Source organism: Vibrio sp. 2-1-2a (genome assembly GCF_032648565.1).
GTDB classification, from domain to species: domain Bacteria; phylum Pseudomonadota; class Gammaproteobacteria; order Enterobacterales; family Vibrionaceae; genus Vibrio; species Vibrio diabolicus.
This window is the reverse complement of record NZ_WBOH01000008.1, coordinates 123,254-137,704: the sequence shown is the minus strand read 5'-3', so window position 1 is coordinate 137,704 and position 14,451 is coordinate 123,254. Positions and strand designations below refer to the sequence as shown.

The 14,451-nt window shown below is 44.0% G+C and carries 12 protein-coding genes; 5 read left to right on the top strand and 7 right to left on the bottom strand.

Annotation, left to right across the window (positions count from 1 at the left end; all coding sequences use genetic code 11):
* The coding region (locus F7Y48_RS19505; protein ID WP_316685301.1) for a VCBS domain-containing protein at positions 1 to 2,182 on the bottom strand (2,182 nt) is incomplete at its 3' end.
* A 368-nt stretch (positions 2,183 to 2,550) separates the two neighbouring features.
* Between F7Y48_RS19505 and F7Y48_RS19500 the strand changes: the two genes are divergently transcribed.
* From F7Y48_RS19500 to F7Y48_RS19490, 3 genes are all read left to right on the top strand, one after another.
* Positions 2,551 to 3,864, top strand: a complete 1,314-nt coding sequence (locus F7Y48_RS19500; protein WP_316685300.1) for a TolC family outer membrane protein — start codon at positions 2,551 to 2,553, stop codon at positions 3,862 to 3,864.
* Between the two features lie 5 nt (positions 3,865 to 3,869).
* On the top strand, positions 3,870 to 4,487 hold the full coding sequence (locus tag F7Y48_RS19495) for an OmpA family protein (protein WP_168187771.1): 618 nt from the start codon (positions 3,870 to 3,872) through the stop codon (positions 4,485 to 4,487).
* A gap of 328 nt (positions 4,488 to 4,815) precedes the next feature.
* A complete protein-coding gene (locus F7Y48_RS19490) occupies positions 4,816 to 6,471 on the top strand; it encodes an ABC transporter substrate-binding protein (protein ID WP_316685299.1) in 1,656 nt (551 codons plus the stop codon).
* Between the two features lie 74 nt (positions 6,472 to 6,545).
* Here F7Y48_RS19490 and F7Y48_RS19485 read toward each other — a convergent pair whose 3' ends face one another.
* The 5 genes from F7Y48_RS19485 to artP form a co-directional block, all read right to left on the bottom strand.
* Entirely contained in the window at positions 6,546 to 7,118 is a 573-nt protein-coding gene (locus tag F7Y48_RS19485; protein WP_164665706.1) for a protocatechuate 3,4-dioxygenase, read from the bottom strand.
* Between the two features lie 138 nt (positions 7,119 to 7,256).
* Entirely contained in the window at positions 7,257 to 7,925 is a 669-nt protein-coding gene (gene artM / locus F7Y48_RS19480; RefSeq protein ID WP_316685298.1) for an arginine ABC transporter permease ArtM, read from the bottom strand.
* Positions 7,922 to 8,611: an arginine ABC transporter permease ArtQ gene (artQ, locus tag F7Y48_RS19475; protein ID WP_005388570.1), complete on the bottom strand. Its 690-nt coding sequence runs from the start codon at positions 8,609 to 8,611 to the stop codon at positions 7,922 to 7,924. The genes artM and artQ overlap by 4 nt, the downstream gene beginning before the upstream one ends.
* Position 8,612: 1 nt before the next feature.
* Positions 8,613 to 9,356, bottom strand: a complete 744-nt coding sequence (locus F7Y48_RS19470; RefSeq protein ID WP_005390934.1) for an arginine ABC transporter substrate-binding protein — start codon at positions 9,354 to 9,356, stop codon at positions 8,613 to 8,615.
* Between the two features lie 88 nt (positions 9,357 to 9,444).
* Entirely contained in the window at positions 9,445 to 10,173 is a 729-nt protein-coding gene (gene artP / locus F7Y48_RS19465) for an arginine ABC transporter ATP-binding protein ArtP (RefSeq protein ID WP_101911867.1), read from the bottom strand.
* Positions 10,174 to 10,598: 425 nt separating this feature from the next.
* Here artP and F7Y48_RS19460 point away from each other — a divergent pair, with 425 nt between their 5' ends.
* Both F7Y48_RS19460 and F7Y48_RS19455 read left to right on the top strand, forming a co-directional pair.
* Positions 10,599 to 12,833, top strand: a complete 2,235-nt coding sequence (locus F7Y48_RS19460) for a hypothetical protein (RefSeq protein ID WP_316685297.1) — start codon at positions 10,599 to 10,601, stop codon at positions 12,831 to 12,833.
* Positions 12,834 to 12,974: 141 nt separating this feature from the next.
* A complete protein-coding gene (locus F7Y48_RS19455) occupies positions 12,975 to 13,976 on the top strand; it encodes an ABC transporter substrate-binding protein (RefSeq protein ID WP_316685296.1) in 1,002 nt (333 codons plus the stop codon).
* 82 nt (positions 13,977 to 14,058) lie between these two features.
* On the opposite strand, the gene F7Y48_RS19450 is transcribed toward F7Y48_RS19455, so the two are convergent.
* Positions 14,059 to 14,436, bottom strand: coding sequence for a nuclear transport factor 2 family protein (locus F7Y48_RS19450; RefSeq protein WP_048625191.1), 378 nt, complete (start codon positions 14,434 to 14,436; stop codon positions 14,059 to 14,061).
* Between the last annotated feature and the right edge of the window lie 15 nt (positions 14,437 to 14,451).

Here is a 14,451-nt window from a genome sequence, read left to right as displayed (position 1 = left end):
CCAACTGTTGGACCTGGCTTTGATCCAGCGTATACGTCCATTGCCCATCCACCAATGCTAGCTCACCGTAAGTACCCGTAACGGTGGTGTTTGCAAAAATCGGATCGTCACCGTTATCAACATCAGAAATAGTAATGGTACCTGTTGCGGTCACAACATCACCGAGATTGCCTTCGGTTACCTTGCCCGTGAATGTGCCCGTCACGACTGGCGTGTCTTCGGTGCCCGTAATATCAATCACGATATTTTGTTGGGTGCCATCGGTTGCCGTCAGGGTGATGGTGTCTTGTACTTTTTCACCCTCGTCCAGCTGTTGAACCTGGCTTTGATCCAGCGTATACGTCCATTGCCCATCCACCAATGCTAGCTCACCGTAAGTACCCGTAACGGTGGTGTTTGCAAAAATCGGATCGTCACCGTTATCAACATCAGAAATAACAATGGAGCCTGTTGCGGTCGCGACATCACCGAGATTGCCTTCGGTCACCTTGCCGGTGAACGTGCCCGTCACGACTGGTGCGTCTTCGGTGCCCGTAATATCAATCACGATGTTTTGTTGGGTGCCATCGGTCGCCGTGAGAGTGATGGTGTCTTGTACTTTTTCACCCTCGTCCAACTGTTGAGCCTGGCTTTGGTCTAGCGTATACGTCCACTTTCCATCCACCAACACCAACTCACCATAGGTGCCCGTAACGGTAGTGTTGCTGAACACTGGCTCATCGCCATTATCAACATCAGAGATAGTAATGGTACCTGTTGCGGTCGCGACATCACCGAGATTGCCTTCGGTCACCGACCCCGTAAACGTGCCCGTCACAACGGGCGTGTCTTCGGTGCCCGTAATATCAATCACGATGTTTTGTTGGGTACCATCGGTCGCCGTCAGGGTGATGGTGTCTTGCACCTGCTCACCCTCGTCCAGCTGTTGAACCTGGCTTTGGTCCAGCGTATACGTCCATTGCCCATCCACCAATACCAGCTCACCGTAGGTGCCCGTAACGGTAGTGTTGCTGAACACTGGCTCATCGCCATTATAAACATCAGAAATAGTAATGGTACCTGTTGCGGTCGCGACATCACCGAGATTGCCTTCAGTCACCTTACCGGTGAACGTGCCCGTCACGACTGGCGCATCTTCGGTGCCCGTAATATCAATCACGATCTTTTGTTGAGTGCCATCGGTCGCCGTCAGGGTGATGGTATCTTGCACCTGCTCCCCCTCGTCCAGCTGTTGAACCTGGCTTTGGTCCAGCGTATACGTCCACTTCCCGTCCACCAATGCTAGCTCACCATAGGTGCCCGTAACGGTGGTGTTTGCAAAAATCGGATCGTCGCCATTATCGACATCAGTAATAGCAATGGTGCCTGTTGCGGTCGCGACATCACCGAGATTGCCTTCAGTCACCTTACCGGTAAACGTACCTGTCACGACTGGCGCATCTTCAGTGCCCGTAATAGAGATCACAACTTCATGCTCAGTGCCATCTACAGATAAAACGGTAATACTTCTGATGACTGGGTCACTGTCATGATCCAAAGCCTGCACTTCTTCGTGCTCATTATTCAGCTGATAATTCCAGTTACCGAAAGCATCAATTGAGAAGACGCCCCAATAACTATCGTGAACCTCACTCTGCGATTGGAATAACGCTTCACCTGTATTTGGATCAGTAACACTGAGGTTGCCAGAAGTTCCAAGCGTCACGTCTTCTTGAACGGCACCTCTATCTTCACCATCAATCAACGCTTCAGTTTCACCAAGCTCTGAGGTTGTGAATCGAGAAATATTAAATAGCGTTGTACTTTGCTCTGTCGTCACGCCGGCGGTTTCAAAAAAAGTACTTGCTAGTACTTCTGCCCCCGTTCGTTCAACAGTACCAGAGGCAGTCAAACTTGAACCCGTAACTTCACCAGCTTCAGTAGCATATTCATCACCTAGTTCACTCGGGTCTTGTCCTTTTTCGATGGCCTCTAATATTTTCGCAAGCTTGTCGGTAGAATCAGTTTGAGCTTCACCTTCTGTGTCAGCAATATATACATGCTGAGGTTGTATCTTCCCCTCTACTAATTCAACGACCACTTCTCCCGGTAACAAGTTTTCTTTAGACGCAAAAGCTTTAATTTGACCATCTAGGCCGATTACAACATAGGTTTGTGCGGTTAATTTTGATGGTCCAACCAAGAGCTTATACCTCATTTAGTAAATACAAAAATCTCAAAGTCCATAAAACTAAGAAAGTAATAAGACTTATTTTCAAGAAGCGATATACACAATTGGACGTAAGCTAGCATCAATTAACCCATCTAAAACACGCAATTATCCTATCAATAATTTTCATGTTTTAAATTTGTTTTATTTTGCACCGTAAAAACATATGTTATGCGACCTATTTTTAATATTCTTTAAACTTGTCATTAAATTTTCATTGAAATAGCAGCTTACATTCCAAAAAAGCAAGCAAAAGGAAACGTTTGCCTTGGGTAATATTAGTAATCTTTAATGTTTATTTTTGAAAAATAACTGGCGTTAAATTATTTGGGGAGATTTTAGTGAAGCTAAGTAATATTAGTATCGCGTGTTTTGGTTTGCTAATACCACTGGTTTCTAGCGCACAAACTTTAGAACAAGCAATAGCGACAACATTTGCAACGAACCCTGATATCAAAAGTGCGTTTAACGAGTATATGAGTAGTCGTTATATTATCGATAAATCACGTGGAGCATATAAACCTAGTCTCGATATTGACGCGGGTATCGGTTACGAGAGCATTCACCCTTCCGACTCTACTGGTAAGAGTGATACCGAGATGACCCGCAAAGATATGGCAATTACTCTTACCCAGTTGATCTGGGATGGTTCAAAAACCCTATATGACATTGATCGTACCTCTGCAGATGCAGAGTCTGTGCGCTATCAGTTACTTGCAGATGCCCAAAATGTTGCGTTAGAAGTCATCAAAGCTTATTTGGATGTAGTAAAAACACAAAAGCTGACTGCGCTTTCCACTAGCAACCTAAACACACATAAGCGAATTTATACTGATATTAAAAAGCGTACAGAGTCAGGAATTGGCTCAGTTGCCGACCTTAACCAGGTTAAAGCTCGTTTAGCAAAAGCTCAAAGTAATGTTTTAGCTGCACAAAATAACCATAAAGACGCTCAAACAGCATTCTTTCGCTTAGTTGGTGAGGCACCAACTAACCTTATTTTTCCGCACGCAGACCAAAACTTTATCCCCAATTCTCTAGACGAGGCCCAATCGCAGGCTTTTGACAATCATCCTGTCATAAAAATAGCACTCGCAGATGTCGATTCTGCCAGGTTCCAATATAAACAAGCGGATGCAAACTATTTCCCAGTCATCTCATTTGAAGCGAAACAAAGCAGGAACGATGATGTAGGAGGAGTAAATGGTCTCAACTCTGAAACACAAGCAATGCTTCGTGTCCGATACAACCTTTACAACGGTGGCCGAGACTCTGCAAACAGTGACAGTATGGCCTATCAACTCAATAAAGCGAAAGACCTCAGAGAGCGAGCATACCGAAGTGTGGAGCAAGAGCTCCGCCTTTCTTGGAGCGCTCTTGAACTGACTAAACAACAAAAGTCTTTTTTAATACAACACGTTGATTCCATGTCAAACACCGTTATTGCATACCAAAAACAATATCGTATTGGAAAGCGCACCCTACTTGATCTGCTGAACACTGAAAACGAGTTGTTTGAATCACGCAAAAACTACTTAGAAACACAATTTGCGCAGCAATACGCACAATATCGAACCCTGACTTCAACCGGGCAGCTTTTAGACGCATTGCGCGTCGACATACCGGAAGCGTGGACTCAATCGGTGGAGTACTAAATACAATGAAAAAGAATCTTCTAATCACTCTGGCTTTAGTCATAATGAGTCATCATAGTGCATACGCAAAAGATGAGCTGGCGTACATTCCTATACCAAAGGCGAATCAGATTGCTGACCTAAACGACTTGGACCAAGATGGTGTGATAAACGCTCGTGATCTTTGCGCAGGCACTCCAATAGGGGCAGAAGTGGACAATGATGGTTGTGAAACCTATTTGCATAAAGAAGAGCAATACCAACTTAAGATTTTGTTTGATAATGACTCTGCTCTTATTAACCAAATTTTTAAAAACAAGATAGATGAGTTGGCTGCATTTCTTAAAAAGTATCCAACCACTTCTATAGAGATACAAGGATACGCAAGTAAGGTAGGACGCGCAGAATACAATTTAAACCTATCTCGCCATCGTGCAGAGAATGTACGCGATCTATTGATAGAAAAAGGAATCCCGGGTGACCGCCTCGCAATTATTGCTTTTGGCGACACACAGCTAGCAGAGCCGGGTATGGATCGTGTCAGCCACGCATTAAACCGCCGCGTTACTGCCACTGTTGTCGGCCAGCAAGGGATGGTTAAAGATGAGTGGACGATATTCACTACCTTCCCAGAAGTAAAATAAACTTATACCCCTGCTTATTTACATAGATGAGTGGGGGTATTTTCATGTCATTACGCCTAACTAATTAGACACAACTAATAAAACAAACACTAACATTAATCATAACTCACTAATATTATAGTAAAAATTAAAAGTGAGCCTTTGCTCTCTATTAGTAGTAATATATTAGAGTCAAAATGAAAACCACCAATACTTTTAAATGGGAAGAAGATAAGCCAATCAATAACACTGAGAGGTTTAAGCAATCACCTTTCTTCACCACAATATGAAATCAATTTATTATATAGCTTTAATAAATCAATCATCTATTGAGGAAACATAATAAAACATGACAGAAACATGTCTTCGTAGATTGAGCCAGTTATTAAAACATTACAAACACTCTCAAACGTATCAGGTAAACCTCGACGATTTAGAACTGGTTTTTTCAACTTCTAGACGCAATATATCTAATATACTGAGAATACTTGACAGCTACAATTGGATCCACTGGGAGCCAGGTCGTGGACGTGGGAAAGCCAGCACACTAAAAGTGACGGTAACAATACACCAAGCCCTCTACTTTACGATTCGTAATGAAATCAACAATGGTAGTTTTGACGTCATCTCGAGGTTACTTGAGCATTACCGTAGCACCGCTGTAAGCGCACTTAGCCAAGCACTCGCAGAAGTTTCAGAAGAAAACAAAGATTCAAATACACTCATCGTCAGCCAGTATCCTTGGGTAGATGAGCTAACCCCTTCACTGACTTATCGTTTTTCAGAACTGCAGGTAATACGCAGCTTGTATGACACCCTATTTACCGTTGATCACTACGGTCAATTAAAAAATCACCTCGCTTGTGAGTACAAAAATGAAGGCAGTTGTATATATATTTGGCTCCGCCCTGATATCTACTGTCACGATGGGCTAACATTACAAGCAGAAGATGTCGTACACTCTTTAAATAAGCTCATTACAACAGATGGTCCCGTCCAAAAATTACTTCAGCAAGTCACTCGTATCAGCTTCGATAATGCCAAACAAGCTATACGTATTGACTTAAAGCAGCCTAATAACTTATTCATTTACTGCTTAGCAACCGCAAATGCGTCTATCACTACTCGACGTCAGAAGAGCTTTAAAGGTCGCAGTATCACAATAGGTACTGGCCCATTTGTACTTAAGCATTGGGATACCGACAAAATAGTACTGAAGAAACATCATAACTATTTCGCAAAAAAGGCATTATTGGAGCAAATCACGCTCTCTCATCAAGGGACTGAGCTGGATCAATACATCAGTTATAATCAGGAAACTGACGATACCGAATGTTATATGATTCAGGCATTTTCTTTTCTAGCACGTAATCGTCGCGCCGAGTGCTCACTAAGCGAGCAAACTTGGCAGCGCCTATTTTCTTTTATCGAGAGTCGTAGATTTGAATTTGCCAAAGCGAATGGCTTGGAAACGATGCACATTCTCGATGATAACTCTCACAACGAGAGTGTTCCTCAGCTTGGGGGAACGTTAGTCATAACCCATCCAAAGTGGACGATTGATTATTTAAGTAAAGCGAACCAATGGATCGTAGATTTAATCCGTCAAACTGGGTTGCATGTAGAATTTGCGGAGCTAACTGACGCTAGTAATCCTCAACTTGTAAAAGAACAAGCCGACTTGCTCTTTGTCGAAGATGTCATTGAGCCACCTTTAACCTATGGAATTTATGAGTGGCTATTAACAGGTACAGGTATTCGATTTGCTCTTCACTCTGATGAATTTGAACAGCATGTTAATCACGTACACGATGCAGTCTCAGATCCCACGCCTGAAAAACGTTTGGAGGGAATACTCTCAGAGCTCAGAGATGATACAACAATCTTACCATTGTTCTGGGGGCAAGAAAAAATCACCAGAGCGAAAGGTGTAAGCGGTGTTCAACTCCGTAAATCTGGGTACAGTGATTTCTACAAACTAAGAGTCAGAGCCGGACAAGACTAATCTGTTAGAAGCTTCTGTTTGCTAATTACTTTTGTAATCTACGATGTGAGTTTTCAAAATAATGCTTAATCGCATTAAGCGAGCACAAAATTGAACTCACCGACGACTCGACCATCAATGTTGACAGGCTTAAACTGCAAATAATCACGGGCTTTTCCGCCCCACCACTCGTTACCAGTTCGCCCTTTCAAATAAAGCTGAGTCGTTAACAGCTCTTTCTCTCCACTCCATAGTTTGACGTGGATGTGGGGAGGTCGAGAGCTATATGGAACCGGAAATAACGTTTGAAAAAGGTAATTCCCATCTTCGTCAGTTAAAACTGCACCAAAGCCTGCGAAGTGAGGATCAAACTTATTATTGTTAGGTTGATTCGGGTGTTCATAGATACCTTGTCCATCACATTGCCATATTTCTATTTTCATTCCAGACAATGGATTCCCTGCTGTATCCATTACCTTACCCTGAAGAAAAATGGGCTCACCAATAAGACCTTTCGACTGCAAAATCAAATTTTGACGAAATGGCACTGGAACCACGGGATAGAATGGTCCTTCCGTTTGAGGCGGTGTCGGCTTCATTGGGCTAGCGGATTTTAGCGAAGGCGCAAATATTAGCGACCATAAAGCTAAGAAGTGTCGACGTTCCATATCATCACCAGTGATTGTTTACCTTACTTAAGTTTGGTGATTCTTGATGATTTTTCCAGCGTAGCAGTACACTAAAACAAACATGCCTCTGTTCAGGGCAACGCTGAACAGAGGCATTTACAAATTAGCTACTAATAATTAAACGGCTTCAAAGGCTAGTGCTTTCTTCTCTACCTGACGGAAGATAAGAGTGAGCACACCATTTACGGTTAAATAAAATGCGCCTGCAATACCAAATACCGTCAACGTATCGTAAGTTTGTGCGTTAATGCGCTGCGCGTAACCCATCAGATCCATGATCGTGATCGTGCTTGCTAGTGAAGTACCTTTGAAGACCAAAATCACTTCGTTCGAATAAGCCGGAACGGCACGACGAATAGCGTATGGCAGCAGCACTTTTAGCGTTGCGGTTTTGTTCATCCCTAGAGCACGACACGCTTGCCATTGACCAGAAGGAATCGCGTTAAACGCGCCTTTAAACAGCTGAGTGCTGTATGCAGCGGTATTCAGTGCTAGCGCTAACATCGCACAAAACCAAGGTTGGCTTAACCATGTCCAGAATACGCTTTCTCTTACGACATCAAACTGACCTGGTCCGTAATACACCAAGAAGATCTGCACCAACAAAGGTGTACCAGTAAACAAGGTGATGATGCCACGACTTAACCAATGCAAACCCGGAGTACGCTGGATCAGAGTCAGCGTCATCATCAGAGCTAAGAGACAGCCCACAACCAAGGAAGCGGCGGTCAATTGGAGGCTAGTGCCTAAGCCATCCAGCATTTGCCAAACGTGTTGTTCGTTCATGCGGTCGCCTCCTGTCCCATGCTCATACCTTGAATTGAGAATTTCTTATCAATCAGTTTTACGGCACGTTGCGTAATCAAAGTAATGCCTAAGTAAATCGCCGCAGCGGTTGCGTACCATGTAAACGCTTCATGTGTCGCTGCAGATGTTAGCTGCGCTTGTTTCAACAAATCCGTTACGCCAATCAGTGATACAAGCGCGGTGTCTTTCAGCAGAACCAACCATTGGTTAGTTAAACCTGGTAGTGCGTGTCTTACTGCTTGTGGTAAAACAATGCGAACGAAAGCGTGTGCTTGACTGATGCCGAGTGCACTTGCTGCTTCTCTCTGCCCTCTTCCAACGGCTTTTAATGCGCCACGTAGAGTTTGAGAAGCGTAGGAAGCGAAGATCAATGACAACGCCACCACGCCAGACAAGAACGGGCTAACTTCAATAAAGTCGCCGGTGATTAAAAACAGAACCTGCGTCGAACCAAAATAGATGAACAACACGACAAGGATTTCTGGCAAGCCACGTACAATCGTCACAAACGCCGTCATTGGCCATTTAACGAAAACGCGGCGAGACATTTCACCACTGGCGAATACCACTGCCAGAATCAAACCGACTAAGAGGCTTGTGAAGGCTAGCTGGACAGTCATCCAACTAGCTTGAACAAGCGATAAAGAGTAACCCGTTAGTGCCATATTACTTACCGAAGTACTTGTTGTAGATTACGTCGTATTCGCCGTTCGCTTTCACTGTTTTCAGTGCCGTGTTCAGCTTGTTCACTAGCTCGTCGTTACCTTTGTTTACTGCGATACCGAAACCGTTACCGAAGTATTTAGGGTTGGTTACGTGCTCGCCCACGTATGCTAGATTGTCTTCTTTCTTGAACCATTCAGCTACGACAGCTGTATCGCCGAATACAGAATCAATACGACCGTTCTTCATATCGATGAATGCGTCTTGGTAGCTAGAGTAAGGAACCGCTGTTACGCCCGGCATTTGCTCAATCAGGTAACTTTGGTGTGTTGAACCGTTTTGAACACCAACGCGCTTACCTTCTAGTGCTTTTTGATCAGCAACTTTTTCTTTGATAGAAACAAACGCTGCTGAGTTTTCATAGTATGCATTCGTGAAATTCACTTGCTCCAAACGCGCCTCAGTAATATCCATTGCAGAGATAGCCGCATCGTAACGTTTGAATTTTAATGCAGGGATCAGGCTGTCAAAAGATTGGTTATGGAAGGTACATTTGGCTTCCATTTCTTTACATAGTGCGTTCGCCAGATCCACGTCAAAACCTTGGATTTGGTTATTTTCATCCATGTATTCGAATGGTGCGTACGTCGCTTCCATCGCGAATTTGATCTCTTCTTGTGCTGCTGCGTTTGCTGCCATAGTTGCAGAAGAAAGGCCGATTAGTGAAGCCAGTAGAATCTTTTTCATTGCAATACTCCGTGTGTACTTAGTGGGCTGACACTCGCAATGACAGCCGAGCTTATCTGTTAAATAGACTGAACTTTAAAAACGTAATTTAGTGATTTAGGTAGTCAGCAAACTGGGCGGTTTGCGGGTTAGAAAACGAATCATTTGTGCCGTGCTCGACGATGTATCCTTTTTCTAGATACAGTACGTGGCTAGCGATTTTCTTAGCAAAATCGACCTCATGCGTTACTACGACTTGGGTGATGCCAGTTTCGCTTAAATCTTTAATAATCTTAACGACTTGGTTAGTAATTTCCGGATCAAGCGCTGCGGTCGGTTCATCAAAAAGCAAGACTTCCGGTTTCATCATCAGTGCACGAGCAATCGCCACACGTTGTTGCTGACCACCAGAAAGCTGCATCGGCCATGCATCCGCTTTATCTGCCAAATGCAGCGTTGCGAGAATTTGCATTGCTTGGTTCTTCGCTTCTTCTTTATCCATGCCAGATACTTTTACCGGAGCCTCAATCAGGTTCTCCATCACTGTCATGTGCGGCCATAAGTTGTACTGTTGGAACACCATGCCTACTTTACGACGAAGTGCTAAACCTTGTTTCTCTTTGATTTCAGTAGAGAAATCAAAAACATCATTTGCGATGTTTAGCTTGCCGTTATCCGCCCCTTCAAGAAGATTAAGAACACGCAGTAGAGAGCTCTTACCTGCACCACTTGGACCAAGTAACACCAGTGTTTCGCCGCTTTCACACTTAAAGCTGACATCGTGAAGCACTTGTGTCTCACCGTAGGATTTATTGATTCCGCTTACCTGAATAGTCATGCTGACATACCGCATTAATTGTCACTTGGCATTTATATTACTCAAAAGGATTTTTTATGCAATAAAAATGTATAAAAATTAATTTTGTTAAATTTTTGTATGATAAGCAATCAATACAACAGAGAATATGACTGGTTTAATCAGTTGGTTTTAACTGAAATTGTTGATGAAAATCCAACAATATGATGGCAATCGAAACAAGGTTAAAATTCTGGTTACTTTTGTGCTTGTGTAGACGGAATTTTGAGTCTTTGAACGTACTACACCCGACGCAGACCTTCTCATTTTTGCCGGGCTTCCCCCCTCGATTTCCGGTAAAGCCTTCTATCGGCGGGTTCCTGATTAGGACTTTGTGAATGGACTATAATTTCTCTTTGTATTCTGGCCCTTAATTCGAGTCATCTAAGTATGAGTGAGATAACCCCATGTTGAAGTCGCATTGTTTTTCTCTCATTGCACTTGCTTCTCTGAGCTTACTTTCTGTACCCAACGTTTGGAGTAGAACAGCAATCGTGTTACCTGGGTTGCATGAGCAGGGTATTGATCTTCAAGATAAGCCTATCTCTGCTGCCGCTGCACTTGAATGGGAGTTGGATAATGCCGATATCGTGTTTGGAGCTTACCAAAATAAGAGTGATAACGAGCGTGTAAAAGCGCTTGGTTACATGTACAACCAAAAGCTGGAACTTAACTCAGGTTGGCTGGAAAACGATATACGTAACCAAGCAGAAATAAATAACATCGATTATGAGGACTTTTTTCTTCATTTTTCGGAAGACACTGTCCTAGCTGAAGTCGACTCAAGCCATGGCGAGAATACTCTGCTCAATCGAAAACCGATGATTGTTGGTTATACGGCTAGTGCTGACCACGCCGGTTTTTGGCTATATCAACCACCGCCATGGGATGCTGATGTATTAGGTCAGGCGAATAATGGTGGTGCCCTCTATGTTTATCACTCAGAGAAGTTCGACCGCTTAACCCTTACGTTTTCCCAGTTTGCTCAAGGTGGCAACTTCATAATTGAATACCCTTCTGCCATCGATTCATTCGGTCTGGTAACAGAATGGAAAAACTTCGTAATTAAAAAAGACAAGACTGAGAACATGACTAAAAACCAAACGGTAAACTGGTCTGTTCCTTCGGATTGGGTTCGCGCAACAACGCATGATGGTAGCGGACAAACCTATGGTGGCGGTCAGTATTTTGGGTCCACTTTTTTACGCGATGGTGGCCGTCTATACGTAGCGCGAGTGACTTGGCATGACGACAACATAGAAAATCGCCCACGCCTCGAAAACATTCAACTCAAAGATAGCTTCCCTGTCGTCAATGTCTCAGGAGCACCAACGGAGACACCTGAAGGTCAAACCATTCAGCGCTGGCGACAAATTCGAGGTTTTGACAAATCAGCCGATCGAAACCAAGACAATTATCTTTCTTGGAATGAATACAAAAACCGTTCAAATAAGAATGCAACGGCACGATTTCGTTGGGAGTCACGCGTTATTCCATTTGGTCGCATGTGGAATCAAACCTCTTCTTGGGCATTGACCAATCTCGGCAATCCCGATTTTGTCAATACAATGCGCCACTATTATCAAGCTGAATGGACGAAACAAGGTTTAAACGGTGCGTACAACGACGATACGGATAAGTTGCTCGGAGAAAATCAGTTCTACGTTTATTCCGGTGGTGGGGTGGATGAGCTTGGTTTGGTGGCGGGAAGCCAAGCCGCTGATGATGCATACAAAGCGCAATTCTCGGCGTTCTTAAACAAATTGGCGACGCTGGATGCGGATGCGTTAATTGGCCTCAACATAGGCACGGCCAACTTATTCGGTCGTAACGGCCAAAACCACTTGGTTGGTGCTGGCTCCTTGTACTTGCGCGAGCACTACCCTTTCCCTTCTACCGGCTTTAGTGGCTATGCTGGCTTGGCTAAATTTTGGGATAACTCTGCACTCGCCAAAGCTGGCCAGAAAGTGATTTATCAAGCGACAACGCGTTATGGTCGCGTCCAATACTTTGGTAACACAGAAAACAATTGGAAGCAGGACCAATATTCTGCACTAGTAGTGTTCTACTTAAACTATCACCCTGAGCGCAGTTACTTTAGCCAGTGGAATAATGGTTACGTATATGGAAGCAATAACACTACAGGTGACAACTTCTGGAAGGCAGGCATACCAAAGAATATTGCTTATCAACCTAGCACCTTGCTTGCCATCGATTTAGGTACACCAGCCAATCAAATCCCAGATGGGTATCAGGCGACTCCGTTAATGATGTCCACCAGCACGCCCTATTCCGCCGATTACACGGTGATTGGAGATGCTTCTATGAGCAAAGTGGCTCATCCTGACTTGCCTAATGGCGCTATCGATTTGTTACCAACCCATACGTACTTTGCGTATCGCTCAGAAGATACGGTAGTGATGCATGGCCCTACGGAGATGGTGTTAGCCCGCGAATTCACCAAAGGCCGAGTGCTGTATCGGACTGATTTCTTTGGCAAGAATATCGATTATTTCTCCTCACCGAAGATAACTATCGCACTTCCAGAACCTATGCGACCTGTAGATCAAGACGGTAACATCGGCGATTATGTTTCTCACATTGAGATCGGCGGCTACGAAGGGGTGTTCTTGCTGTATTAACTCCCTTTCAACCACTCTCACTAAACGCTTCATAAATAGCCGTTTTTATGCTTAACGTCACTGAAAAAACCTTGTTCACTGAATCTTTATAAACCGATGTATATACTGAAGTAAATGACAACGACAAGGAAATTCAGTCACATGAAGACGACACCTTCAATGCTCTCTGTTCTGCTGCTATCAGCATTATCAACTCATGCAAATGCAGATGCAGATGAATGTGGAAAAATAACCATCGCGGATATGAATTGGAATTCGGCAAGCTTAATGGCGCACATCGACCAATTTGTCTTAAATGAAGGCTACCAGTGCGATGCGGAATTGATCCCTGGTGATAGCGTTCCTACAGGCACCTCTATGATTGAAAAGGGACAACCTGACGTTGCGCCAGAATTATGGACAAACGGTATTAAAGAAGCACTTGATAAAGGGATTGCGGATAAACGCTTGCGCATCGCTGGTGAGTCGCTTGTCAATGGCGGTGAAGAAGGCTTTTGGGTTCCCGCCTATCTGGTAAAACAGTATCCAGAGCTCGCGACGATAGAAGGCGTCATTAAACACGCCAAGCTGTTTGAACACCCTGAGGATGATGACAAGTTCGCCTTTTATAGCTGCCCTGCTGGTTGGACATGCCAAATCACCTCCGGTCACTTGTTTAATGCATTAGGGTTAAGTGAGCACGGCTTTGAGATGGTTGACCCAGGCTCTGGCGCAGCATTAGCTGGCACCATCGCCAAAGCCTATGATCGCAAAATGCCTTGGTTTGGTTACTATTGGTCACCAACACCCGTATTGGGCAAGTATGATATGGTCAAAGTGGATTTTGGTAGCGGAACGGATCTGGAAGAGTATCGCAACTGTACCACCCAGCCTGATTGTGCTTCACCAAAAGTAACAATGTACCCACCTTCTCCAGTTCGCACAGTAACAACTGAGGCATTTGCGAACAAAGAACCCCAAGCATTCGCGTACTTGCAGAAACGCGGATTTACCAACGAGCAAATGAGTGAAATGCTGGCCTGGATGGAAGATAACTACGCAGATGGTGAAGAAGCGATGTTTTACTTCTTTAATACCTATCCTGACTTATGGAAAGGTTGGGTATCTGAAGACGTAGCGGTGAGAATCGAAAAAGCGCTTTGATGATTAATACTTAAAGTGCCACAAATCATTTAACCTCCCATACCGTTTGAATAAACGGCATGGGAGACTAATCAACGATTCGTTAATACATGGTGTGACCATTCAATGTTTCTTTAGGAATCTCTTGCAGAGCGTCCCAATGTTCGACGATTTTCCCATTATGATCAAAACGAAAGAAATCCATCGTCACGTATTCAATATCATTAGGCCATGTTTGGTGAGTGTGTAGTGCCACCAAATTCCCCTCAGCAATGGCTCGCACAAACGTAATGTCTTTATTGGGATACTCGTTTTGCATCCGCTCAAAATACTCGATAAAAGCCTCGGGGCCATTTCCAACTAATGGATTGTGCTGGATGTACTCATCGCCAACGTAGTCTTCAACTGCCTTTTTTGGATTACCTCGATAGGCGGTTTCGTAAAACGCAATGGCATTTCTTTTGTTCTCTTGCAGGTCCATTTTTCTTCCCTATGT

What these genes read in the sequence shown, in the direction of transcription:
- artP (WP_101911867.1), bottom strand. Translation starts at nt 10,173, where the DNA reads ATGACTATTCAGGTAAGCGGAATCAATAAATCCTACGGTGAGACACAA.
- artQ (WP_005388570.1), bottom strand. Translation starts at nt 8,611, where the DNA reads ATGGCACTAACGGGTTACTCTTTATCGCTTGTTCAAGCTAGTTGGATG.
- F7Y48_RS19495 (WP_168187771.1), top strand. Translation starts at nt 3,870, where the DNA reads ATGAAAAAGAATCTTCTAATCACTCTGGCTTTAGTCATAATGAGTCAT.
- F7Y48_RS19455 (WP_316685296.1), top strand. Translation starts at nt 12,975, where the DNA reads ATGAAGACGACACCTTCAATGCTCTCTGTTCTGCTGCTATCAGCATTA.
- artM (WP_316685298.1), bottom strand. Translation starts at nt 7,925, where the DNA reads ATGAACGAACAACACGTTTGGCAAATGCTGGATGGCTTAGGCACTAGC.
- F7Y48_RS19490 (WP_316685299.1), top strand. Translation starts at nt 4,816, where the DNA reads ATGACAGAAACATGTCTTCGTAGATTGAGCCAGTTATTAAAACATTAC.
- F7Y48_RS19470 (WP_005390934.1), bottom strand. Translation starts at nt 9,356, where the DNA reads ATGAAAAAGATTCTACTGGCTTCACTAATCGGCCTTTCTTCTGCAACT.
- F7Y48_RS19450 (WP_048625191.1), bottom strand. Translation starts at nt 14,436, where the DNA reads ATGGACCTGCAAGAGAACAAAAGAAATGCCATTGCGTTTTACGAAACC.
- F7Y48_RS19485 (WP_164665706.1), bottom strand. Translation starts at nt 7,118, where the DNA reads ATGGAACGTCGACACTTCTTAGCTTTATGGTCGCTAATATTTGCGCCT.
- F7Y48_RS19460 (WP_316685297.1), top strand. Translation starts at nt 10,599, where the DNA reads ATGTTGAAGTCGCATTGTTTTTCTCTCATTGCACTTGCTTCTCTGAGC.